Below are 22661 nucleotides of genomic sequence, written 5' to 3' on the forward strand. Positions count from 1 at the left end.
TCAAGGCTATCAGCGACACGGCCGACGCGCTGAAAGCCCGCGCCGCGATCCTGCAAAGCGACGGGCAGTCGAAGGCGGATCATTTCTTCGCGCCGCTGCCCGGCTATAGCCATATTGAAAGCGAAGTCCGCACTTGGCTTCGCGAGCAAGTCAAATCTGAAACCGGACTGGGCAAGGTCTTGTCGCTCGCGAAGGAAGACCGAACCCTTGCGTCGGTCATCTATCATAGCCCGCATTATCTCACGGGGCTTGCGCCGGACCTTCAAGCCAAGCTGCGGTTGGATATGACGGAACACTTCATTCCCGAAGCCTTCGCCTTGGTGAACGAAGGCATCGAAATCGAAGCGACGGCTTTGCGCTATGACAAGACCGCTCGCGAAATCAACGCCGCGTTCTACACGCCCGCAATTGCGGACAAAGCCAACAGCCGCGTTGAATTGGGGACCGTGTGATGCCCGCAAGCACCATCCCGCTTACCGACGAAGACGGCGTGACCCGCTCTGTTCGTGTGGGCACCATCGCCTTTGTGGATCGCAACTACGACGGGGGCAGCTTCGTCACGTTCAAGGATGGAAGCGAACGCTTATTCCGCGAGGAACCCGACGAAGTTTCCCGCCGCATTGACGAAGTGAACGGCGTTCCCGGCACCAAGCCCACACACAACCACGGACGGACAATCCCGGCGCACCGTTTGGGATGGAAGGAGTGATTTGAGATTGGCCGGGGGCGTTGTGGTTGGCGCTGCCTCGCCCCGGCCGATAGCGGCGTGTCGTTCCTGCCCATGATCGGGCACGCCGTTCCTTGCCCGCCAGCCCGAAAAGCTGGCGGGCTTTTTCATGTGCTACGTTTCAGCGAAGATAAGACGAATGATTCGGAAGCTCTTGGGATGAACCACGCCGAAGTGAAGCGCGCAATTATTGATCGGGCTAACTTGCCGCCCATGTTCCCTACACATAGGCATTCGCCGCAGTTTTGGGAACAGCTTGGCCGCACCATCGCAACCTTCGGATTTCTGGAAGAAGTCTTAGGCAAAGCAATTTTTGCGTTCACGGCAACCCGGCAATATAGCCCCGAAGAAATCGACGCAGCCTGTCAAGCTTGGCTACCGCAGCTTGAGCGAGCATTGACGGATCAGCTTTGGAATTTGGCCGAATCCTACGGAAAGGCCGCGCGGGATAACCCGGCTACTACAACCGAAAACATAGACGAACTGGTCGAAGACATTAAGAAAGCAGCCGTTATTCGTAACGTGCTTTGTCACGGCTCATGGCGAATGCCGGATGAAAACGGCGCGTCCATACCGCTATTTATCAACCGACAGAAAGAAAAATTCGATACCGCAATTGACCTTGCATATTTGAAACAGATTCAGGGGCACGTCGTAGAATTGGTTTGCAGCGTCATAGACACGGTGACGCATATGGGTTGGCAGTTTCCCGGCGGCGCAGGGCTGGGAAAGCCGATCATGTAGCGAAGTTATGTGGTGGGTTCGCCGCACCTGTATCTTGTTCAGCCCGCACTTTAGGCGAATGATACAGGCTTCATGCGCCCCTCGCGAGCCATTCCCGTCGTTCACGTCCGCGTGATCGCAGGGGCCGCGCGAGCCGCCAAGTGTGGGCAAAAGCCCCGATCCTACCGCCCGATTTCCTGTAGTAGATTCTGAGTAGGATTTTTGGAAATTAGAAAACACCAACAAAATCAACAGTATATGGCGGATGGGGTGGGATTCGAACCCACGGTGAGTTGCCCCACGGCGGTTTTCAAGACCGCTGCCTTAAACCACTCGGCCACCCATCCTCGGGCGCCCTTTTAGCCTTGTGCGGGGTTTTGGCGCAACCGGTTCATGCGAGGCCGAAGAAGGGCGCGAGGTCGGGCAGGGGGCCGTCGTCGGCGAAGGCGAGGATGCCGGCGCACAGGCGCCCGGCGAGGGCGCGGCCGAGGCCGCCCGTGGTCATCAGCATCAGGGCCTTGTCGATCATCGCCTCGCGCGACAGCGGGGCTTCCGGATCGCCGAGGGCGTGGGCGCGGCGGGCGGTGAGGGTTACACCGCCGAGGGTTTCGCCGCCTTCGAGGGTCACGGTGACCGCGCTGCCCCAGGCGGCCGGATAGGCGGCGGTGAATTCGGCGGTGGCGGCGAGGCGCACGCGGGCGCGGAGGGGGGCGTGGCGGTTTCGTGCCTCCGCTTCGAAGCTGGCGAAATCGACATGGCCGTCGTTGAGGGCGGCGGCGACGCAGTGGTGGAGCGAGAATTTCGCCTCGTAAGGGGTTTCGGGCGCCGGGCGGTCGCAGACGTCGAGCGCGGCGGGATAGGTCTCGACCGCCACGGCCTCGATGGCGCGGCCCGCGATCCGGCCGTGCAGCTCAAGGGCGGCGTCGATGGCGGGGTGAGTGTGACGGCACGAGGGCCAGGGCTTGATCGAGGTCTGCGTCAGGGCCCAGGGACCGGCGGGATCGGCGAGGACATTTTCCGGCACGGCATCCGGGCAGGCGGCGCGGAAGAAGCCCTTCTCGCCCTCGAGAATGGCGGGCGGGCCGGAGAAGCCTCTGCTGGCCAGATCGGCGGCGAGCAGCCCGGCCGAGGCGGCATGGCCGGCGTGGAGATGTTTGGTCATCGCCCCGCTCGCCATGAATTGCCACAGGCCCGACGACTGGCTGCCGGCATTGCCGAAGGCATCCACCAGGGCGGGGGCGGACAGGCCGAGCAGCTTGCCGGCGGCGGCGGCCGAGCCATAGGGGCCGCAGGTCGCCGTGTTGTGCCAGATCCGGTAATGGCCGGGGCCGACGCCAAGCCCGACCCGGCAGGCCGCCTCGAACCCCCAGAGCACGGCATCGAGGAAGCCGTGGCCGCCGATCTCGAGCCGGCTGCCGAGGGCGAGGGCAGCGGGCACGACGACACAGCCGGGATGGACGACCGAGCCCCGGTGCAGGTCGTCGACCTCGAGAATATGGGTGAGGGCGCCCATGACGAAAGCGCGGCCGGCGGTATCGCGCGGCTCGGCCGCCGCCCAGCCGGTCAGGATGCGGCCCGGCGCCGTCCGCCGGCCGCCGATCGCGTTGGCGATGGCGTCGAGCACGAAGAGGGCGGCGGCCTCGCGGTCGGCCGCCGTGATCGGCTTCGCCGACAGAAGGGCGGCGAGGCCGGCGGTCAGGGTGTCGTTTCTGGGGGGATCGTCGGACATCGTCATCGGCGGAAGAATGGCCCCGGGGCCGCAGCTGTGGCAAACAGGATGTAGCAGCGATTCGAGCGATACCCATGATTCCCGAGGTCAAACGCGGGTGGCGCAGCCGCCGCCCCCTGATGTTTCTATTGCTGATCGGTCTGTCCGCCTGCGCGGCGCAGCCGGCGCGGCCCGGCTCCGGCCAGCAGGTCCAGCCGCAGGCGCCGGCGGTCTCGCCCCGGCCGCCGGGGGTGGCGACGGCGCCCGATGCCGATTTCGACACCTGGCTGGACGCCTTCCGGGCCGAGGCGCGGGGCAAGGGCATCGCCGAGACGACGCTGGCCGCCGCCTTCGATGGCCTCACCCCCAATCCCCGGGTGATCGAACTCGACCAGCGCCAGCCCGAAGGCCGCGTCACCTTCGCCCGCTATTTCCAGAACACCGTCTCGGATGTCCGCATCCGCAAGGGCCGCAGCCTCCATGCCGAGAATGCCGATGTGCTGCGCCGGGTCGCCGGCACTTACGGCGTACCGTCCAAGGTCGTCGTGGCGCTTTGGGGCGTCGAGACCAGCTATGGCGCCAATACCGGCAATTTCTCCATCGTCCGGTCGCTCGCCACCCTCGCCTATGAGGGCCGGCGGGCGGAGTTTTTCCGGGGCGAATTGCTGAAGGCCCTGCAGATCATGGAGGCGGAGCACTACAGCCCCGAGAAACTGATCGGCTCCTGGGCCGGGGCGATGGGCCAGTGCCAGTTCATGCCGTCCAGCTACCTCAAATGGGCGGTCGATTTCGATGGCGATGGCCACCGCGACATCTGGGCGACAAGGGCCGACGTCTTCGGCTCCGCCGCCAATTACCTGAAGCAGAACGGCTGGGTCGCGGGCGAGGGCTGGGGCCGCCCGGTGAAAGTGCCGGCGGGCTTCGCCAAATCCATGACCGGCCTCGAGGTGAAGAAGAGCCTCGCCGACTGGCAGGCGCTCGGCGTCCGCCTGCGCGATGGCGCCGACCTGCCGGTGGCCGACATGACCGCCTCGCTGATCAATCCGGGGGAAGAGGGGGCCTATTGGCTGGTGTACGAGAATTTCCGCGTCATCATGCGCTGGAACCGCTCGACCTATTTCGCCCTGTCCGTTTTGTCGCTGGCCGATCTGATCGGCCAATGAGAATGAGACCCCGATCTGATCGGGCCATGAGACCGGATATGTTGAGCCAGTCTGCCCTTGGCCCGCAAAATGCTGTAGGCATTCTGCTTGTCCTGACGCCAGCCGGAGCGCCAAAGTGATTCCCGCCCGCAGCTCCCTGCGAACCTTCGTCGTCGTGACGGCCCTTGCCGCCACGCTGGGCGCCTGTGCCCGCGACCGGGTGGACAGCAACCAGACGACCCGCCCCGGCGTGGTCGAGGCGACCCTGAGGCCCTATCAGATCAAGGGCGTGTGGTATTACCCCAAGGTCGACTGGTCCTATGACGAGACCGGCATCGCCTCGTGGTATGGCGAGCCGTTTCATGGCCGCAAGACCGCCATCGGCGAAGTCTACGACATGAACGAAATGACCGCGGCGCATAAGACGCTGCAACTGCCGGCCGACGTCCGCGTGACCAATCTCGAGAACGGCCGTTCGGTCATGGTCCGGGTCAACGACCGCGGCCCCTTCGTGAACGACCGCATCATCGACCTGTCGCGCCGCGCGGCCCAGTTGCTCGGGTTCCAGAACCAGGGCACCGCCCGGGTTCGGGTGCAGGTGGTCGATGAATCCGGCCGGCCCGGCGTCAGCACGCTGCCGGTGCCGCAGACGACGCCGGAGGAACGGACGGCCGCCGCCGCCGCCCCGGTCGGCACGGTCACCGCCGCGCCGCTGGCGCCGCCGCCCGGCGCGCGCGGCGTCGCCGGCACGCCGGCCCGCCCGGCGACGCCCGCGCCCGCCGTCACCCCGGCTTCCGCCGTGCCGGCGACGCCGCCGCCCGCGGTCTATACGCAAGGGCCGGTGCGCCAGACCGGCATCTATATCCAGGCCGGCGCCTTCCTGCAGCCGGCCAATGCCTATCGCCTGCAGACCAAACTGTCGCGTTACGGCAAGGCCTTCATCGCCCGCGCCTTCATCGACGGGCAGCAGTTCTACCGGGTCCGGGTCGGGCCGATGCCGAGTGTCGACGCGGCCGATGCCGCGCTCGACCAGATCATCGCATCGGGCGAAACCGGCGCCCGCATCGTCGTCGAATGACAGTACCGGAGGCGAAACCCATGTCGCACCGCTTCAGCCGCTTTCTCGCTCTCGCCGCCGCCTGCCTGATGCTGGCGGCCGCGCCTCTCGCCGCCGCAAGGGCGGAGGCGCTGGAAACCCCGGCGCGCGAGGCCATCCTGATCGACCTGTCGACCCATACGGTGCTGTTCGAAAAGAACGCCGATGAATCGATGGTGCCATCGTCCATGACCAAGCTCATGACGATCTACATCCTGTTCGAGAAGCTCGCCAAGGGCGGGATCAAGATGGAGGACATGCTGCCGGTCTCGGAAAAGGCCTGGCGCATGGGCGGCTCCAAGATGTTCGTGAAGGTGGGGGAGCGGGTCGCCGTCTCCGACCTGCTGCGCGGCATCATCGTGCAGTCGGGCAATGACGCCTGCGTCGTCGTCGCCGAAGGTCTTGCCTCGACCGAGGAAGCCTTCGCCGCGCAGATGACGGCCAAGGGCAAGGAACTGGGCCTGAAGGGCAGCACCTTCCGCAATGCCAGTGGCTGGCCCGATCCGGACCATCGCATGACCGCGCGCGACCTCATGGTCCTCGCCGAGCATCTGATCGAGGATTTCCCGCAGTATTACCCGCTGTTCGCCGAAACCTCGTTCAAATACAACAACATCGACCAGGCCAACCGCGATCCGCTGCTCGGCGTCGTGCCCGGCGCCGACGGCCTGAAGACCGGCCATACCGACGAGGGCGGCTATGGTCTCGTCGGCTCGGCCCAGCGCGACGGCCGCCGCCTGCTGCTGGTCATCAACGGCTTGAACAGCATGAAGGAGCGGGCGCAGGAATCCGCCCGCATCATGGAATGGGGCTTCCGCGAGTTCCAGACCTACACCATGGCGAAGAAGGGCGATGGCCTGGCCGAGGCCAAGGTCTGGCAGGGCGAGGAAGAGACGGTGCCCCTGACCGTCGCGGCCGATGCCCTCGTCACCCTGCGCCGGGTCGACCGCGCCTCGATGGTGGTGAAGGTTGTCTACGACGGGCCGGTGCCGGCGCCCATCGCGGCCGGGCAGCAGATCGCCGCCCTTGAGATTTCGGCGCCCAACATGCCGGTGATCAGCCTGCCGCTGGTCGCCGCGCGCGATGTCGAGCGGCAGGGCGTGTTCGGGCGCATGTTCGGCTCGCTGCGCTATCTCCTGACCGGCGAAGCCGGCTGATACCCATGCGCGGGCGCTTCATCGTCCTCGAAGGCGGGGAGGGCGCGGGCAAGAGCGGCGCCATCGCCGCGCTTCGGGCCGACTTCGCCCGCGACGGCCTCGACCTCGTCACTACGCGGGAGCCGGGTGGAACGCCCGAAGGCGCCGCCCTGCGCCGCCTTCTGCTGGCCGAAACCACCCATGACTGGACCAGCACGGCCGAACTTCTGCTGATGACCGCCGACCGTGCCCAGCATGTCGAGCGGGTGATCCGGCCGGCGCTGACCGCCGGGCGCATCGTTGTCTCCGACCGCTATGTTTCCTCGACCCTTGCCTATCAGGGGGCGGGACGGGGGCTCGACGCTGACCTCATCCTCGACCTGCACAGCCGGGCGATCCGCGACCTCTGGCCCGACCTGACCGTGGTGCTCGACGTGCCGCCCGAGATCGGCCTTGCCCGCAGTCAGGCCCGGCTCGGCAATGCCGGCATCGACGAGGGCCGCTTCGAGGGGCTGGATCTCGATTTCCACCGCCGGGTCCGACAATCCTTCCTCGATCAGGCCGCGGCCGCCGGCCGCCATGGCGTCGTCATCGACGCCAGCCGGGACAAGGCCACGGTCGAGGCGGCGGTGATTGCCGCCGTCCGCGCCGCCGTGGGCTAAAGCCATGGCCAAGGCCGAGGCCCCGCCCGCGAGCCAGATACCGCTGCCCCGGGCCAATCCCGATCTGATCGGCCATGAGGAGGCGGAGCGGGTGCTGCTCGACGCCGTGCAGGGCGGAAAGCTGCATCACGCCTGGCTGATCACCGGGCCGCGCGGCATCGGCAAGGCGACACTGGGCTATCGCTTCGCCCGCTTCCTCTTCGCTCATGGCCTCGATGCGCCCGTCGACATGTTCGGCGGGCCGCCGCAACCCCTGCAGCAATCGCCGGACGATCCGCTGTTCCGCCGCATCGCCGCCGGCTCCCACCCCGACCTCGTCACGCTGGAGCGGGAGGAAAACCCGCGCACCAAGGCGCTGCGCGACGAAATCGTGGTCGATCAGGTGCGCGACCTTGCCGGTTTCTTCGCCATGACCCCGGCGGAGGGCGGCTTTCGCGTCGCCATCATCGACGCCATCGACGAGATGAACCGCAACGCGGCCAATGCCCTCCTCAAGCTGCTGGAAGAGCCGCCGCCGCGCAGCCTGCTGATCCTGATCGCCCATGCCCCCGGCCGCCTGTTGCCGACCATCCGCTCGCGCTGCCGGCGGCTGGCCCTGCGTCCGCTGCCCGAGGCGGAAGTCGGCACCATCGTCAACCGGCTGGCCCCCGGCCTTCCGGCCGACGAGGTGCGGGGCCTGTGCCGCCTCGCCGACGGCAGCCCGGGCCGCGCGCTCGCCCTGCAGGCGGCCGGCGGACTGAAACACTATCGCGCCCTTGGCGATCTGCTGGCGCCGCTCGCCCGGCGTCAGGGCCTCGACATCAAGGCGGTGAACGCGCTCGCCGACCGCTTCGCGGGGCGAGAGGGCGGCGACCTGTTCCGCCTGACCTTCGAGTTGCTCGGGCTGTGGCTGGTGCGCATGATCCGCCTCGCCGCGACCGGCAGCATCGACGAGGCGATGGTGGGCGAGGGGGCGGCCATGCGCGCCCTTGGCGCCGCCGCGCGGCTTGAACGCTGGAGCGAGGTATGGGAGAAGATCAATGCCTTGGCCGCGCGCGCCGAGGCGGTCAATCTCGACCGCAGGCAGGTTCTCGTCGCAGCCCTCGGCTTGATCGAGCGTTGCGCGCGCCAGTCTGTTTCCTGACGGCGGGCGCGGGCAGCGCCCTCTGGAGTTCCGAATGGCCGATTCTTCCCCGTTCTACATCACGACGGCGATTTCCTATCCGAACGGCGTGCCCCATATCGGCCACGCCTATGAAGCGATCGCGACCGATGCGCTGGCGCGTTTCCAGCGCCTCGACGGGCGCCGCGTCTATTTCCTGACCGGGACCGACGAACACGGCCAGAAGATGCTGCAGACCGCGCGGCGCGAAGGCCTGACCACCGAAGCCCTGGCCGAGCGCAACTCCGCCCGCTTCAAGGCGATGGTCGAGACCCTGGGCTGTTCCAACGACGATTTCATCCGCACCAGCGAGCCGCGCCATCACCTGTCCAGTCAGGCGATCTGGCAGCGCATGGTCGATGCCGGCGACATCTACAAGAACACTTATGCCGGCTGGTATTCGGTGCGCGACGAAGCCTATTACACCGAGGACGAGACCGAGGTCCGCGCCGACGGCATCCGCTACGGCGGTCAGGGCACGCCCGTCGAATGGGTGGAGGAGGAAAGCTATTTCTTCCGCCTGTCCGACTATCAGGAGCGCCTGCTCGCCCATTACGAGGCGAACCCCGACTTCATCGGCCCGAACGAGCGCCGGAACGAGGTTGTCAGCTTCGTGAAGCGCGGGCTGAAAGACCTGTCCGTCTCCCGCACCACCTTCGACTGGGGCATTCCGGTGCCGGGCGATCCCAAGCATGTGATGTATGTCTGGGTCGACGCCCTGACCAATTACATCACCGGCGTCGGCTTTCCCGACGAGACCTCGCCGTTGTGGTCGTTCTGGCCGGCGAATGTCCATGTCATCGGCAAGGATATCGTCCGCTTCCACGCGGTCTATTGGCCGGCCTTCCTGATGTCCGCCGGCATCGCCCTGCCGAAGCGGGTCTTCGCCCATGGTTTCCTGTTCAACAGGGGCGAGAAGATGTCGAAGTCGGTCGGCAATGTGATCGACCCGTTCAATCTGGTCGAAGCCTATGGTCTCGATCAGGTGCGCTACTTCTTCCTGCGCGAAGTGCCCTTCGGCCAGGACGGCAACTACAGCCACGAGGCGATCGTCAACAGGATCAACGCCGACCTCGCCAATGACCTCGGCAACCTTGCCCAGCGGTCTTTGTCGATGATCGGCAAGAATGTGGGCGGCGTCGTGCCAGCCTGCGGCGAGCTGTCGGACAACGACAAGGCGATCCTCGCGCAGGCGGACGGTCTCTACGAGATCGCCAAGACCGCCATGGCGAAGCAGGAAATCCATGTCGCCCTCGCCGCGATCTGGGCCTGCGTCGCCGACGCCAACCGCTATTTCGCGGGGGAGGCGCCCTGGGGTCTGAAGAAGACGGACCCCACGCGCATGGAAACCGTGCTTTACGTGACGGCCGAGGTGATCCGCCAGATCGCCATCCTGGCCCAGCCGGTCATGCCCGCGTCCTGCGGCAAGCTGCTGGACCAGCTGGCCGTGCCGGCGGATGCCCGGCTGTTCGCCCAGCTCGGCCCCGTGGGCCGGCTGACCTCCGGGGCCGCGCTGCCGGCGCCGCAGGGTGTGTTCCCGCGTTATGTGGAGGCGGTTGCGTAAACCATGCTGATCGACAGCCATTGCCATCTCGATTTCCCGAATTTCGCCGCGGATCTCGACGCGGTGATGGAACGGGCGCGCCTCGCCGGGGTCGGCGCCATGCTGACCATCGGCACCTCGCTGGCGAAATCGGCGCAGGTGATCGCGGTGGCGGAGCGTTTCCCCAATGTCTGGGCCTCGGTCGGCATCCACCCGCATGAGGCCGAGGCGGAGGCCGGGGTGCAGGCCCGCACCCTGGTCGAGCTGTCGAGGCATCCCAAGGTGATCGCCATCGGCGAAACCGGCCTCGACTATTTCTATGAACATGCCCCGCGCGAGGTGCAGAAGACCAGCTTTCGCGCCCATATCGAGGCGTCGCGCCAGACCGGCCTGCCCATCATCATCCACACCCGCGACGCCGACGAGGACACGGCAGAAATCCTGCGCGAAGAAATGGCGAAAGGGCCGTTTCCCGGCCTGATCCATTGCTTCACCTCGAGCGCCTGGTTCGCCGATGTCGCGCTCGACCTCGGGCTCTATATTTCCTTCTCGGGCATCGTCACCTTCAAGACGGCCGAGAACCTGCGCGCCGTCGCGGCCCGGGTGCCGGCCGACCGCCTGCTGGTCGAGACGGATTCGCCCTATCTCGCGCCCATTCCCCATCGCGGCAAGCGCAACGAGCCGGCCTTCGTCGCCGCGACCGCGGCGGCGGTGGCCCGGGAACGCGGCGTGACGGTCGAAGACCTCGCCCGCCAGTCGACCGAGAATTTCCGCCTCCTGTTCGCCAAGGCCGATGTCGCGGCCGTCCTCGCGGCGGCGTGAGCAGCGCCATGAAGGTCACGGTTCTCGGCTGCGGCACCTCGGGCGGGGTGCCGTCGATCACCGGCAACTGGGGCCAGTGCGACCCCGACAACCCGAAAAACCGTCGCCGCCGGGTCTCGATCCTGGTCGAACAGGGCGAGACCTCGCTGATCGTCGACGCATCGCCGGACCTGCGCGAACAATGCATTTCGGCCGGGGTAAAGCGGCTCGACGCCGTGCTGCTGACCCATGACCACGCCGACCACTGCCATGGCATCGACGATTTGCGCGGCATCGCCGGCGTGATGCGGCGCCGGGTGCCGGTCCATGCCGATCCGCGCACCCTCGGCACGGTCAGCCGCCGCTTCGGCTATATCTTTCAGGGCAATGGCGGCTATCCGGCGATCTGCGACGGGATCGAGATCGACGGGCCGTTCTCGGTCGGCGAGATCGACGTCCGGCCCTTTCGCCAGATCCACGGCGAGATTGAATCCCTCGGCTTTCGCTTCGGCAGGATCGCCTATTCGACCGATGTGAACGAGCTGCCGGACGAAGCCTTCGCCGCCCTCGAGGGGGTGGAAATCTGGATCGTCGATGCCCTGCGCCACACGCCGCATCCGAGCCATGCCCATCTGGAAAAGACCCTGTCGTGGATCGAGCGGGTGAAGCCCGCCCGCGCCATCCTGACCCATATGACCTGGGAAATGGACTACGACAGCCTGATCCACAGCCTGCCCGCCGGGGTGGAACCCGCCTTCGACGGTATGGTCATCCCTGTGGACTGAAGCGGAATATCAATTCGATATTTCATATGAATCAGTCTGTTATGACGACTCATTGATTCTTTTTGTCGGTGGATAACTCGGCCCTCCGGCGGAAGGCGGCGAGGCGGTCCTCGACCTCTTCCGCATCCTTGCCCTGGACGCGCAGCGCCCCGCCAGCAAGGGCAAGGCTGGCCTCGATGGTCTCGGGCACCACGTCCGTCGCGCCCGCGCGGCGCAGGTCGCGGGCGGCGGCGAGGTCGCGGGCGCGCACGATCACCGGCATGTCGGGCACGAGTTGACGCACGGCGTGCAAGGTGGCGAGGCTGGCCGGCACATTGTCGAGGGCGACGATGACGACGCTGGTACGCATGATGTCGATCGAGCGCAGCACGGCCGGCAGGCGGCAGTCGCCGAAGAAGGCGGGATAGCCTTCGGCCCGCGCGGCGGCGACGGCATGGGTCGAGGAGTCGATGGCCATATAGGGAATGTCGGCGGCCTTCAGCACCTCGGCCACCGTGCGCCCGACCCGGCCGAAGCCGGCGATCAGGACATGGGACGGCACTTCCGGAATGTCGTGGGGCGAGAGTTCGGGATCGCGCGTGCGGTCCTCGACCCGTCTGGCGACGCGCGCGCCGATGGTGACCACGAAGGGCGTGAGGGCGAGGGACAGGGCCGCGACGATGGCGACGAGCGATGCCGTCTCCTGGTCCATCAAGCGGCTGCCGAGGGCGAGGTTGACGGCGACGAAGGTGAATTCGCCCGCCTGCGCCAGAAGCGTGCCGAAGCGGATCGCCGGTCCGGGATCGAGCCCGAACAGCCGGCCGAGGCCGGCGGCGATCCCGGCCTTCAGGGCGATCAGCGCCAGGGTCAGGCCGATCACCAGCAAAGGCTGGTCGATCAGCATCCGCAGATCGAGCATCATGCCAAGGGTGACGAAGAAGAGGCCGAGCAGGAGGCCGCGGAACGGCTCGACGTCGGCATCGACCTGATGGCGGAAGGGCGTGTCGGCGAGGGCGAGACCGGCGAGGAAGGCACCGAGTGCCATCGACATGCCGGCAAGCTCGGCGACCATGCCAAGGCCAAGGACGACAAGCAGGGTCAGGCCGGTGAAGAGTTCGGGGCTGGCGGCATCGGCGACGAGATGGAACAGCGGCTTCAGCACGATCCGCCCGCCGAACAGGATGAGGGCGATGGCGGCGATGCCCTTGGCAAGGCCAAAGGCGGCGGCGAAGAAGTCGAAATTCCCCTCCGGCGTCGCCAGCACGCCGATCAGGGTCAGCAGTGGCACCACGGCAAGATCCTGCAGCAGCAGGACGGCAATGGTCGCCCGGCCGAAGCGGGTCATGGTCTCGCGCCGCTCGACCATGAGGCGAACCACGGTCGCGGTCGACGACAGGGCAAGGCCGCCGGCGATGGCGATCACCATGCCCGCGCTGGGCGCCATCAGGCCGAACAGGGTCAGCAGGCCGAGAAGGGCGCCGATGGCGAAGAGCGTCGCCAGAACCTGCGCCGTGCCGAGGCCGAAAATGAAGCGGCGCATCGCCCGCAGCCGGTTCAGCGGGAGGTCGAGACCGATGGCGAAGAGCAGGAAGACCACGCCGAAATCGGCGAAACTGCTCAGGCTTTCCGGATCGCCGACGAAGCCGACCCCGGCCGGACCGATGACGACGCCGGTCACGACATAGGCAAGCAGGGGCGGCACTTTCAGGCGCCCCAGAAAGGTCGCCGCCAGCACCGCCGCCGCAAGCAGGATCAGGATGCTGGGCACATCGTCTACACTGACATTCATGAACTGCGCCCTGGCCCGGCGGGCGATTCGGTGCGAATTGCCCTCATTCTTGCAAAGCCGGATACGAAACTCCAAGCCCGGCGGCGGAACAGCCGACCACCTCCCTGTGTTGTTTCGGGCGACAGGGGCATCGCCCCGATGCGGTCCGGCCGAGAAAAGAGCTGAAGTCCATGCGTTTCCTTGCCGGGGCGGTCAGCCTCCTCCTTGCCCTTCTGGCCCTGCTGGCGCCCGCCCTGTGGAACGGCTATCCGATCAGTTTCCACGATACCGGCGGCTTCATCGCCCGCCTGTTCGAGAACGAGCCGGGTTTCGGCCGGGCGACGCCTTACGGCCTGTTTCTCGACGGGCTCTACTGGCACCTCTCGTTCTGGCCGGCGATCGTGGTGCAGAGCCTGATCGTCATCGGTCTGGTGGCGGAGACGGGGCGCAGCCTTCTGGCCTTGCGCGGTAACAGGCTGGCACTTCTGACCGGCGCCGGCACGCTGTTGCTGGCCGCGATCACCGGCATTTCCTGGTATACGTCGCAGCTTCTGCCCGACCTTGCCGCGGCGACCGCCGTGCTCGCGCTGTTCCTGCTGATCGAAGGGCGGGAAGGGCGAAGCCTCGTCGTCACCATCCTGCTCGGCCTCGTGGTCATCCTTGGCGCCGCCAGCCATACGGGGACCGTCGCCCTTCTGCTCGGCCTCGTCCTCTACAAGGCGTTGCTGATTGCAGGCGCGCGGCTGCACGCCCCCTTGCGCCACTGGAGCCGGCGCACGACCTGGCGCCTCGGTGCCGGCGGACTCGCCCTCGCGCTCGGGGTGCTGACGGTGCCGCTCAGCAATCAGGCGCTCTACGGCCAGTTCCGCTTCACGCCGGGCGGCGACATCTTCCTGTTCGGCCGTCTGGTGCAGGACGGTATCGCCAGTCGCTTCCTCGCCGACCGTTGCCCGGACCCGGCCTTCAAACTGTGCGATTACCAGGCCGAGCTGTACGAACCGGACGGCAGCCAGCGCAACAACGACAGTTTCCTGTGGTGGGGCGGCAGCCCGCTGTACAAGATCGGCGGCTGGGAAGGCGCGGGGCCGGAGCTGGCGCAGATTACCCGGGAATCCCTCGTCGCCTATCCGGGCCTGCACCTGGCGGCGGCTTGGCGCGCCTTTGTCGAGCAATTGGGCCTGATCGCCACCGGCGACGGGCTGAACGAGACCCATTGGCACACGCAGTGGATCCTCGAGCAATATTTGCCGCAGGAAGTGCCGGATTTCCTCGCCGCGCGCCAGCGGCAGAAGGATTTCCCCTTCGAGGCGCTGAACCTCGTCCATATCCCGGTCGGCTTCGCCGCCTTCGCCGCGCTGCCCTTCCTCGCCTTTGTCAGCTTTCGGCGGGGCCGGGCGGGGGCAGGGCGCTTCACCGCCTTCGTCTTCGTCGCGCTGATCGGCAATGCCTTCATCTGCGGCGTGCTGTCCAATCCGCACGACCGCTATGAGAACCGGCTGATCTGGCTGGCGTTGCTCGGCTGTATCGTGGCCTGCCTGTCGCTGTGGCGCGGGCGGAAACTGACAAATAATCAGTTGGATTGACCCAGCTCAATGCAAGGCGAGCATCCCTCGTATTCTCTGGACGCAGCCCGAAAGCGGCCAAGAAGCGGAGGAAACAGATGCGTTTGCGCCTTGTCGAACAGCCCCCCCAGGAAACCCGGATTTTCAACGAGAACGACCTGACCGGGCGTCTCGATCAGACGGATGTCGAAACCATCCGCGAGATTTTCCACACGCCGCTGACCGGGTCCTACAATTGGGACTACGACAGCGCCAACGCCAAGATTCGCCGCCTTTACGAACTCGGCAAGCGGCACAACTGGAATGCGACGCTGGATGTCGACTGGGATATGGCGGTCGACTACGACGATTATCCGATGGAGCCGGCGACCAATCCCTTCAACGGCTATCCCGAATATGAAGCCCTGCCGGAAGCGGAGAAAATCCGTTTCTCCTGGAAGGCCCATGCCCAGACCGTCGCCCAGTTCCTGCACGGCGAGCAGGGCGCCATGCTGGTCGCCTCCCAGCTCGTCTCCTGCGCGCCGACGGCGGACGCCAAGCTCTATGCCGCCAGCCAGACCTTCGACGAGGCCCGCCACGTCGAAGCCTTCAACATGTATCTGCGCAAGCATTGCGGCGAGCTGTACCGGATCAATCCGAACCTGAAGGCCCTGATCGACAAGGTGCTGGAAGACCCGCGCTGGGATCTGAAGTTCATCGGGATGCAGCTGATCATCGAAGGCCTCGCGCTCGCCGCCTTCGGGACGATGACCCAGACCACGCGCGACAACCTGCTGCGCCAGGTCGTGGAACTCGTGATGCGGGACGAGGGCCGGCATGTCGCCTTCGGCGTCAACTACCTCGAGGACTGGATCAAGACCCTGCCCGAGCAGGAGATCGAGGACCGGGCCGAATTCGCCTATCAGGCCAGCCTGATCATGCGCGACCGGCTGTTCGGCATGGATGTCGCGAGGGAATACGGTTTCGATGTCGACGCCGCGCGGGAGCACATCCTGAAGAGCCATGTCACGGCGATCTTCCAGCACCTGCTGTTCGAGCGCCTGATCCCCAATTTCAAGCGCGTCGGCCTGCTGACCGAGAAAGTGCGCGCGAAATATGAGGCGATCGGCGCCCTCCAGTACGAACACGCGGCCGGCGACATCCTGATCGACTGGCAGAAGCTCGACGAACCCCTGCCGGTGAAGGGCGTCTTCGCGGCAGAATAAGGGCGGGCGGGAAGGGGGCCTCGGCCTGCGCGGGCCGAGGCCCCTTTTTCCGCCCCTTGATTCCAATATATTGGAGTTTATGATGCTCATATGAGCACGACAGACTCCGATATCGACCGGCGCCTCGGCACCCGCATCAAGGCGCTGCGGGCCGGCGCCGGCCTGACCCTCGATGCCCTCGCCGAAACCGCGGGGGTGAGCCGGGCCATGCTGTCGCGGATCGAGCGCGGCGAATCCAGCCCGACGGCCCAATTGCTGGGCCGCATCTGCGGCGGTCTTGGCATCACCCTGTCCACCCTGTTCGCGGCGACAGAGGCGGCGGTCAGTCCCCTGTCGCGCCGGGCCGATCAGACGGTGTGGCGCGATCCGGCGACCGGCTATGTCCGGCGCAACATCTCGCCCGCCGGCACCGGATCGCCGGTGGAGATCGTCGAGGTGGAGTTTCCGCCCGGCGCCACCGTCGGCTTCGACAATCAGCGTTTCACCGGTATCGACCAGCATATCCATGTCCTCGAAGGCCGGCTGGATTTCAGCCTCGGCGACGAGAATTTCATGCTCGAGGCCGGCGACTGCCTGCACATGCGCCTCGACCGGCCGACCCTGTTCCGGAATAGCAGCGGCAAGACGGTCCGCTACCTCGTCACCCTCGGCCAGGGAGGGCCGCGCCCGTGAGCATCCGTATTTTCCCGCTCGACGCCCGGGCGGCCGAAGCGCGCCTGCCTGAACTCGCCACCGTCCTCGCCGATGCGGTCGAAAACGGCGCCTCGGTCAATTTCATGGCCGGCCTGACCCTGGAGGATGCCGCCGGCTTCTGGCGCCGCCAGCTGCCCGGCCTCGCCGACGGGGAAAAGCAGCTGCTCGTCGCGGAGGAGGGCGGCGTCATCGTCGGCACCATCCTCCTGATGCTGGCGCAGCAGCCGAACGCTCCGCACCGGGCGGAAATCGGCAAGATGCTGGTCCAGTCCAGCCAACGCCGTCGGGGCCTCGGCCGGCGCCTGCTGGCCGCGGCGGAAAGTGCCGCCCGGGGCGCCGGCCGCACCCTCCTCATGCTCGACACCGAAAGCGGCAGCGCGGGCGAGCATCTCTACAAGGCCTGCGGCTGGACCGAATTCGGCCGCGTGCCGGACCATTCCCACAAGCCGGACGGCCCGCTGGCCGAAACCACCTTCTTCTACAAGCGGCTGTGAAGCGATCCGGTCCGCCGCTCGCCGTCAGTGGAAATTCCGCCCCCTGGGCATGACCTCCACCGCCTGGCGATTGCGGGCGAGGGCGTCGAGCAGGGCGCTTTGGTCGTCGATCCGCTCGGCGATCACATGGATGACATTTTCGGCCGATTGCAGGCGCCCGCTCACGGTGACGAAGCGGGCGCCCATGACGATGGGGCGATAGGTCTCGAACACCTGGGGCCAGACCACGATATTGGCGATGCCGGTCTCGTCCTCGAGGGTCATGAAGATCACGCCGCTGGCGGTGCCCGGGCGCTGGCGGACGAGGACGAGGCCGGAAACGGTCAGGCGCCGGCCGTCGCGCATCTGCGTCAGCCGCTCGTTGCGGGTGATGTCGAGGGCGTTCAGCTTTTCGCGCAGGAAAGACACCGGATGCGCCTTCAGCGACAGGTGCAGGCGGCGGTAATCCTCGATCACCTGCTGGCCGGGGGCGAGGGCGGGCAGATGGGCGTCCGGCTCCACCGCCCGGGTCGCGGCATGGCGGAACAGGGGCAGGTCTTCCTTGTCGCCCGCCCGGCGCAGGCCCCGCACCGCCCAGAGCGCGTCGCGCCGGTCGAGCCCGAGGGAGCGGAAGGCATCGGCAAGGGCGAGGCGCTCCAGCACGGCGGGGGCTAGGCCGCTGCGCAGCCACAGGTCGCGCACGGAATCGTAACCCGCCCCACGCCGTTCGGCGATCAGGGCGGCATCGGCGGCGCGAAAACCGTCGATCTGACGAAAGCCGAGGCGGACGGCATGGCTGGCCCGGATTTCGCCCGCCATCGCCCGGTGACGGGGATGCAGCGCGCCCCGGCCGTCCGGCTCCAGCACCGCATCGAAATGGGAGGCGTTGATGTCGACCGGCCGCACCTCGACACCATGCTCCCGCGCGTCGCGCACCAGCTGGGCCGGGGCATAGAAGCCCATGGGCTGGCTGTTCAGGATGGCGGCGCAGAACACATCCGGGTAACGGCACTTGATCCAGGACGAGAGATAGACCAGCAGGGCGAAACTGGCGGCATGGGATTCCGGAAAGCCGTAGTCGCCGAAGCCCTCGATCTGGGAAAAGCAGCGCTCGGCGAAATCGCGGGGATAGCCGCGCGCCGCCATGCCCTCGACCAGCTTGTCGCGGTAGAGATGAATGGTGCCGACCCGGCGGAAGGTCGCCATGGCGCGGCGCAGGCGATCAGCCTCGCCCGGGGTGAATCTGGCGGCGACGATGGCGATCCGCATCGCCTGTTCCTGAAACAGGGGCACGCCGCAGGTCTTTTCCAGCACGCGGCGCAATTCGTCCGGCGCGCCATGCTCGGGGGCAGGGGAAGGATAGTCGACCTTCTCCTGACCGCTGCGTCGGCGCAGATAGGGATGGACCATGCCGCCCTGGATCGGGCCGGGGCGGACGATGGCAACCTCGATCACCAGGTCGTAATAGCTCCGGGGCTTCAGCCGGGGCAGCATGGTCATCTGCGCCCGGCTCTCGACCTGGAAGACGCCGGTTGAATCCGCCCGGCACAGCATGTCATAGACCGCGGCCTCGTCGCGCGGGATGGCCGAGAGTTCGGCCGTCATGCCGTAATGGTCGCGTAAGAGGTGCAGGGCCTTCCGGATACAGGTCAGCATCCCGAGGGCGAGCACGTCGACCTTGAGGATGCGCAGGGCATCGAGATCGTCCTTGTCCCATTCGATCACCGTGCGGTCCTGCATCGCCGCGTTCTCGATCGGCACGATTTCGTCGAGCCGGCTTTTGGTGACGACGAAGCCGCCGACATGCTGGGACAGGTGGCGGGGAAAGCCGATCAACTCCCGCGCGAGGTCGAGGGCCCGGGCAAGGCGCGGATCGCGCGGATCGACCCCGGCGCGGGCGGCGGCTTCGTCCGACAGGCCCTTGCTGCTCCAGCCCCAGATGCTGCCCGACAGGCGGCCGGTCACGTCTTCCGACAGGCCGAAGACCTTGCCGACTTCGCGGATCGCGCTGCGCCCCCGATAGGCGATGACGGTCGCGGCGAGACCGGCGCGCTCCCGCCCGTAGCGGGCGTAGATATACTGGATCACCTCCTCGCGCCGCTCGTGTTCGAAATCGACGTCGATGTCCGGCGGCTCTTTGCGCTCCTCGCTGACGAAACGCTCGAACAGGAGGTCGACCTCCTGCGGGTTCACCTCGGTCACGCCAAGGCAGTAGCAGACCACCGAATTGGCGGCAGAGCCGCGACCTTGCGCGAGGATGCCGCGCTCTTTCGCGAAGCGGGAAATATCATAAACTGTAAGGAAATAGGGGGCGTAGTTCAGCTGTCCGATGAGCCGAAGTTCATGTTCGATCGCAACTTGAACCTTGGCCGGCAGCCCGGCCGGAAAGCGCCTGCGGGCCCCTTCCGCGGTCAGGGCGGCGAGGGCGCTCTGGGCATCGGGATAACCGGCCAGCACTTCGTCCGGATAATCGTAGGACAATTCGTCGAGCGAGAAGCGGCAGAGGTCGAGAAAGCGGCCGGTTTCCGCGATGGCCTCCGGCGCGGCGGCGAAAAGCCGGGTCATTTCCGCCGGCCCCTTCAGGTGGCGCTCGGCATGGGCGTCGAGGCGGCGGCCGGCCGCGTCGATGGTGACATGCTCGCGGATGCAGGTCATCACGTCGGCGAGCGGGCGGCGCGCAGGGTTGTGATAAAGCACGTCGTTGGTCGCGATCAGGGCGACGCCGCAGGCCCCGGCGAGGCGGCGCAGGCGGGCGAGGCGGCGGTGATCGTCGCCCCGGTAGGTCATGGCGGCGGCAAGGCGGATTTGCCCGGAAAAGCGCCGCAGCACGGGGGCGAGGGCCGCCGCCTCGATGCGGGCGGGCGGGCACAGGATCAGGTTCAGCCCTTCGGCGAAACCGGCGAGATCGTCGAGGCCGAGATGGCAGTCGCCCTTTCCCGCCCGCCGCTTGCCGAGGCTGATCAGCCGGGTCAGCCGGCCCCAGGCCGCCCGGTCGGCGGGATAGGCGAGGATGTCGGGCGTGCCGTCGCAGAAGACGAGGCGGGCGCCGACGGCGAGGCGAAACCCCGCCTCCTTCGCCGCGACATGGGCGCGGACGACACCGGCGACCGAATTGCGGTCGGCGATGCCGATCCCCGCCATGCCGAGAGCCCGCGCCGTCAGCACCAGTTCGTCGGCGTGGGAGGCGCCCCGCAGGAAGGAATAGGCACTGGCCACGGCCAGTTCGGCGTAACCCCCGGTCACAGGAAGAACCCGTGCAGATGCCAGTCGGGCCGTTCCGTCTCCCGGCCGTAGAGCCCGGCGCGGAACAGCCACAGGCGCAGGCCCGCCTCGGTCTCGACCCGGAAATAATCCCGGGTCGGCGGCATGTCGCCGCCAAGCGCCCGCCACCATTCGGGCGCGATCCGCTCCGGCCCCTCGGACCGGGTCACCAGATGCCAGGCCCCGCGCCAGCGAAAGCGCCGGGGCGGGCCGTCCGGCACTTCGGCCAGGGCCTCGACCGGCTCCGGCCGGTCGAGCAGGCGATAGGGCCGGACAGGCACGGCGCTGTCCTGATCGGGCGGGGACAGGGTCGGCGCCGCCGCCGTGCCGAGGGCCGGTAGCACCATCGCCCCCTCGGGCACATGGGTGTCGCGCCCGCCGAGGCGGCGGATGCGCCCGGGGCCGAGACGGGCGGCGAGGTGATCGACGAGGCCGGCGAAGGCGATATCGGCGGCGACGGCGGCCGTGCCGTCTAGCCCCGGCTGCAGCGGGCGCAGCAGGGCGGTCTCGACCGCGGCAAGGCGGATCAGGTCGAAGCCGAAGCCCGCCTCCCATTCGTCGCTGGCGGCAATCAGCCGGTCGGCGAAGAGGCGGCGCATCTCGGCGCCCTGGCGCAAGGGCCGGCTGCTGCCGACACAGATCCGGCGCAGCACGCCATCGACCCGGAACAGACTGGCCTCGATCCGGGTCGCGCCCCGGCCCGCGGCCTCCAGCCCCCGGCCGAGACTGTCGCCCAGCTGGCCGATGGCGTCGAGAACATGGGCCTCGAGGCTGATCGGCTCGGCCAGGCGGCGCTCGGTCATGTGGTCGGGCACCGGCAGACGGGGCGAGATCGGCTCGTCGATCCGGCCCAGCGCCTGATCGAGCCGCAGCAGGAGCGAGGCGCCGTGACGGGCCGCCAGCGGCGCCCGTGGCCGGTCGAGGAGGTCCGCCACGGTCTCCAGCCCGGCCTCGGCGAGGCGGATAACCTGATCCCGTTCGAGGCGCAGCGCGGCGACGGGCAGGGGGCGCAGCAAGGCTTCCTCCCGCCCGGCGGCGGCGGTTACTTCCCGGCCATGGCGGGCGAGGGCATGGGCGCAGCCGACCGTCGCCGCCAGCGCCAGCCGCGCCTCCAGCCCGGCCGCGCGCAGCCGGCGGCGGATCGCCCCGGCCATGGCCGCCTCGCCGCCGAAGAGATGGGCGCAGCCGGATATGTCGAGCAGCAGGCCATCCGGCGGATCGAGGGCGACCAGCGGCGTCCAGCGTTCCATGTCGTCGGCGACCGCCTCCAGCAGGGCCCGGTCGGCCGCCGGGTCCTCGTCGGCGGTGGCGAGTTCCGGATACATCGCCCGGGCATCGGCAAGACCGAGCCCCGGCACGAGGCCGAGCGCCGCCGCCGCCCGGTTCAGGGCGATCAGGCGCAGGGCATTGCCCTGCCGGCCGGTGACCGCCAGCGGCGGCAACTCAGCCGGCGTGGCGGAGGGGGAAGACGGTGCCGCCCGCTCGATCCGGTCGGTCGCCAGCCGGGGCAGCCAGATCGAGAGGTGGCGCCGCGAGGCTGAAACACCGGTCATCGCGGCTCCAGACGATGCGCCAGCGCCCCGTCGGGCCATGGCGATTCTTGGTCAGGTGAAGATCGAAGGCGGTAGCGCCAAGGCCGCCCAGCCCGTCGGCCGGGCCGGGCGCGGCCGCGATCCGCCAGCGGCTGGTCGCGGCCACGGGCGCCGTCAGCGCCCGGTGCCGGACGAGAAAGGCGAAAGCGCCGCCCTCCCGCGCGGCAAGGGCAAGGCGCCGTGTCGCGATCAGGTCCGCCGCCCTTCCGTCGCCCGGCAACTCCAGCACGACGGCGGCCAGCGCCGGGCAGCGCAGGGCTTCCTCGGCCGCCCAGAGCGCCTCCGCCGCCTCGCGGGCAAGGACGAGATGCAGCCGCCCGGGGTCGAGGCCAAGGCCGGACAGGCCGGGGCCATAGGGATAGCCCGCCGTGCGGAACCCCGCGCTCGTCCCCGCCCAGAGCAGGGGGCCGGGCAGGGCATCCGCCATCAGCCGCAGGCACAGCCCGGTCCCGGCCGGCCCCGCCCATTCGTGCAGACAGCCGGCGGCCAGACCGCCGCCCAGCGCATCGTCGAGGCCGGCGATCCCGAAGCGGGCAAGGCCCGCCCGGCCGCCCGCCCGGGATCCCGGGGCCGCCGCTTCGAGACGGGCGATGGTCTGGCGCAACTGGTCCTGCGTCGTCATGGCGGTCGGTTTGTTCATGATACGTTCCATATATTCACCCCG

The 22661-nt window shown here is 67.8% G+C and carries 20 protein-coding genes and 1 tRNA gene; 15 read left to right on the forward strand and 6 right to left on the reverse strand.

The annotated features are described in order from the left end of the window. Positions 1–179: 179 nt before the first annotated feature. Genes DKG74_RS02805 through DKG74_RS02815 form a run of 3 tightly spaced genes read left to right on the forward strand, consistent with a single transcriptional unit; the run spans position 180 to position 1471 of the window. A complete protein-coding gene (locus tag DKG74_RS02805) occupies positions 180–452 on the forward strand; it encodes a hypothetical protein (RefSeq protein ID WP_109902343.1) in 273 nt (90 codons plus the stop codon). Continuing rightward, a complete protein-coding gene (locus DKG74_RS02810; protein ID WP_109902345.1) occupies positions 452–709 on the forward strand; it encodes a hypothetical protein in 258 nt (85 codons plus the stop codon). The genes DKG74_RS02805 and DKG74_RS02810 overlap by 1 nt, the downstream gene beginning before the upstream one ends. A gap of 57 nt (positions 710–766) precedes the next feature. Next, on the forward strand, positions 767–1471 hold the full coding sequence (locus DKG74_RS02815) for a hypothetical protein (protein WP_207779201.1): 705 nt from the start codon (positions 767–769) through the stop codon (positions 1469–1471). A gap of 238 nt (positions 1472–1709) precedes the next feature. On the opposite strand, the gene DKG74_RS02820 is transcribed toward DKG74_RS02815, so the two are convergent. Then, positions 1710–1797 (reverse strand) — tRNA-Ser (locus tag DKG74_RS02820). A 44-nt stretch (positions 1798–1841) separates the two neighbouring features. After that, entirely contained in the window at positions 1842–3179 is a 1338-nt protein-coding gene (locus tag DKG74_RS02825) for an MmgE/PrpD family protein (protein ID WP_207779202.1), read from the reverse strand. A 74-nt stretch (positions 3180–3253) separates the two neighbouring features. Between DKG74_RS02825 and DKG74_RS02830 the strand changes: the two genes are divergently transcribed. The 8 genes from DKG74_RS02830 to DKG74_RS02865 all read left to right on the forward strand — a co-directional run bounded on the left by DKG74_RS02830 (position 3254) and on the right by DKG74_RS02865 (position 11464). Next, positions 3254–4321: a lytic murein transglycosylase gene (locus tag DKG74_RS02830; protein WP_109902351.1), complete on the forward strand. Its 1068-nt coding sequence runs from the start codon at positions 3254–3256 to the stop codon at positions 4319–4321. A 115-nt stretch (positions 4322–4436) separates the two neighbouring features. Then, positions 4437–5378, forward strand: coding sequence for a septal ring lytic transglycosylase RlpA family protein (locus tag DKG74_RS02835; RefSeq protein WP_109902353.1), 942 nt, complete (start codon positions 4437–4439; stop codon positions 5376–5378). Positions 5379–5398: 20 nt separating this feature from the next. After that, positions 5399–6553 (forward strand): D-alanyl-D-alanine carboxypeptidase family protein, encoded by a 1155-nt coding sequence (locus DKG74_RS02840; protein WP_109902355.1) that lies wholly within the window; start codon positions 5399–5401, stop codon positions 6551–6553. Positions 6554–6558: 5 nt separating this feature from the next. Continuing rightward, positions 6559–7194: a dTMP kinase gene (tmk, locus tag DKG74_RS02845; RefSeq protein WP_207779203.1), complete on the forward strand. Its 636-nt coding sequence runs from the start codon at positions 6559–6561 to the stop codon at positions 7192–7194. Between the two features lie 4 nt (positions 7195–7198). After that, positions 7199–8317 (forward strand): DNA polymerase III subunit delta', encoded by a 1119-nt coding sequence (locus DKG74_RS02850; protein ID WP_109902359.1) that lies wholly within the window; start codon positions 7199–7201, stop codon positions 8315–8317. Positions 8318–8351: 34 nt separating this feature from the next. Further along, a complete protein-coding gene (gene metG, locus DKG74_RS02855; protein ID WP_109902361.1) occupies positions 8352–9899 on the forward strand; it encodes a methionine--tRNA ligase in 1548 nt (515 codons plus the stop codon). 3 nt (positions 9900–9902) lie between these two features. Then, entirely contained in the window at positions 9903–10700 is a 798-nt protein-coding gene (locus tag DKG74_RS02860; protein WP_109902363.1) for a TatD family hydrolase, read from the forward strand. Between the two features lie 8 nt (positions 10701–10708). After that, complete coding sequence (locus DKG74_RS02865; RefSeq protein WP_109902365.1) at positions 10709–11464, forward strand: MBL fold metallo-hydrolase; 756 nt, start codon at positions 10709–10711, stop codon at positions 11462–11464. 49 nt (positions 11465–11513) lie between these two features. Here the strand turns inward: DKG74_RS02865 and DKG74_RS02870 are convergent, their stop codons facing one another. Beyond that, complete coding sequence (locus DKG74_RS02870; protein WP_109902367.1) at positions 11514–13232, reverse strand: cation:proton antiporter domain-containing protein; 1719 nt, start codon at positions 13230–13232, stop codon at positions 11514–11516. Between the two features lie 170 nt (positions 13233–13402). Between DKG74_RS02870 and DKG74_RS02875 the strand changes: the two genes are divergently transcribed. The 4 genes from DKG74_RS02875 (at position 13403) to DKG74_RS02890 (ending at position 17165) form a co-directional block, all read left to right on the forward strand. Further along, on the forward strand, positions 13403–14794 hold the full coding sequence (locus DKG74_RS02875) for a hypothetical protein (protein WP_109902369.1): 1392 nt from the start codon (positions 13403–13405) through the stop codon (positions 14792–14794). Positions 14795–14871: 77 nt separating this feature from the next. After that, the gene (locus DKG74_RS02880; RefSeq protein ID WP_109902371.1) at positions 14872–15978 is read left to right on the forward strand and encodes a ferritin-like domain-containing protein; all 1107 of its coding nucleotides are present in this window, start codon (positions 14872–14874) and stop codon (positions 15976–15978) included. Between the two features lie 90 nt (positions 15979–16068). After that, positions 16069–16650, forward strand: coding sequence for a helix-turn-helix domain-containing protein (locus DKG74_RS02885; protein ID WP_109902373.1), 582 nt, complete (start codon positions 16069–16071; stop codon positions 16648–16650). Continuing rightward, complete coding sequence (locus DKG74_RS02890) at positions 16647–17165, forward strand: GNAT family N-acetyltransferase (RefSeq protein WP_207779204.1); 519 nt, start codon at positions 16647–16649, stop codon at positions 17163–17165. Before DKG74_RS02885 ends, DKG74_RS02890 begins: the two co-directional genes overlap by 4 nt. 24 nt (positions 17166–17189) lie before the next feature. Here the strand turns inward: DKG74_RS02890 and DKG74_RS02895 are convergent, their stop codons facing one another. From DKG74_RS02895 to DKG74_RS02905, 3 genes are read right to left on the reverse strand one after another with little or no spacing between them, the layout of a single operon-like run. Continuing rightward, on the reverse strand, positions 17190–20387 hold the full coding sequence (locus DKG74_RS02895) for an error-prone DNA polymerase (RefSeq protein WP_109902375.1): 3198 nt from the start codon (positions 20385–20387) through the stop codon (positions 17190–17192). Then, entirely contained in the window at positions 20384–21958 is a 1575-nt protein-coding gene (locus DKG74_RS22155) for a Y-family DNA polymerase (RefSeq protein WP_109902377.1), read from the reverse strand. The genes DKG74_RS02895 and DKG74_RS22155 overlap by 4 nt, the downstream gene beginning before the upstream one ends. Continuing rightward, complete coding sequence (locus DKG74_RS02905; RefSeq protein WP_133251477.1) at positions 21849–22637, reverse strand: ImuA family protein; 789 nt, start codon at positions 22635–22637, stop codon at positions 21849–21851. Before DKG74_RS02905 ends, DKG74_RS22155 begins: the two co-directional genes overlap by 110 nt. Positions 22638–22661: the final 24 nt, after the last annotated feature.

It is taken from the genome of Zavarzinia aquatilis, assembly GCF_003173035.1.
GTDB classification, from domain to species: Bacteria; Pseudomonadota; Alphaproteobacteria; order Zavarziniales; family Zavarziniaceae; genus Zavarzinia; species Zavarzinia aquatilis.

Bases quoted from the DNA above. Each gene is read 5' to 3' on its own strand.
- DKG74_RS02810 (WP_109902345.1), top strand. From the start codon at position 452: ATGCCCGCAAGCACCATCCCGCTTACCGACGAAGACGGCGTGACCCGC.
- DKG74_RS02825 (WP_207779202.1), bottom strand. From the start codon at position 3,179: ATGTCCGACGATCCCCCCAGAAACGACACCCTGACCGCCGGCCTCGCC.
- DKG74_RS02830 (WP_109902351.1), top strand. From the start codon at position 3,254: ATGATTCCCGAGGTCAAACGCGGGTGGCGCAGCCGCCGCCCCCTGATG.
- DKG74_RS02840 (WP_109902355.1), top strand. From the start codon at position 5,399: ATGTCGCACCGCTTCAGCCGCTTTCTCGCTCTCGCCGCCGCCTGCCTG.
- tmk (WP_207779203.1), top strand. From the start codon at position 6,559: ATGCGCGGGCGCTTCATCGTCCTCGAAGGCGGGGAGGGCGCGGGCAAG.
- DKG74_RS02850 (WP_109902359.1), top strand. From the start codon at position 7,199: ATGGCCAAGGCCGAGGCCCCGCCCGCGAGCCAGATACCGCTGCCCCGG.
- metG (WP_109902361.1), top strand. From the start codon at position 8,352: ATGGCCGATTCTTCCCCGTTCTACATCACGACGGCGATTTCCTATCCG.
- DKG74_RS02860 (WP_109902363.1), top strand. From the start codon at position 9,903: ATGCTGATCGACAGCCATTGCCATCTCGATTTCCCGAATTTCGCCGCG.
- DKG74_RS02865 (WP_109902365.1), top strand. From the start codon at position 10,709: ATGAAGGTCACGGTTCTCGGCTGCGGCACCTCGGGCGGGGTGCCGTCG.
- DKG74_RS02870 (WP_109902367.1), bottom strand. From the start codon at position 13,232: ATGAATGTCAGTGTAGACGATGTGCCCAGCATCCTGATCCTGCTTGCG.
- DKG74_RS02875 (WP_109902369.1), top strand. From the start codon at position 13,403: ATGCGTTTCCTTGCCGGGGCGGTCAGCCTCCTCCTTGCCCTTCTGGCC.
- DKG74_RS02880 (WP_109902371.1), top strand. From the start codon at position 14,872: ATGCGTTTGCGCCTTGTCGAACAGCCCCCCCAGGAAACCCGGATTTTC.
- DKG74_RS02885 (WP_109902373.1), top strand. From the start codon at position 16,069: ATGAGCACGACAGACTCCGATATCGACCGGCGCCTCGGCACCCGCATC.
- DKG74_RS22155 (WP_109902377.1), bottom strand. From the start codon at position 21,958: ATGACCGGTGTTTCAGCCTCGCGGCGCCACCTCTCGATCTGGCTGCCC.
- DKG74_RS02905 (WP_133251477.1), bottom strand. From the start codon at position 22,637: ATGAACAAACCGACCGCCATGACGACGCAGGACCAGTTGCGCCAGACC.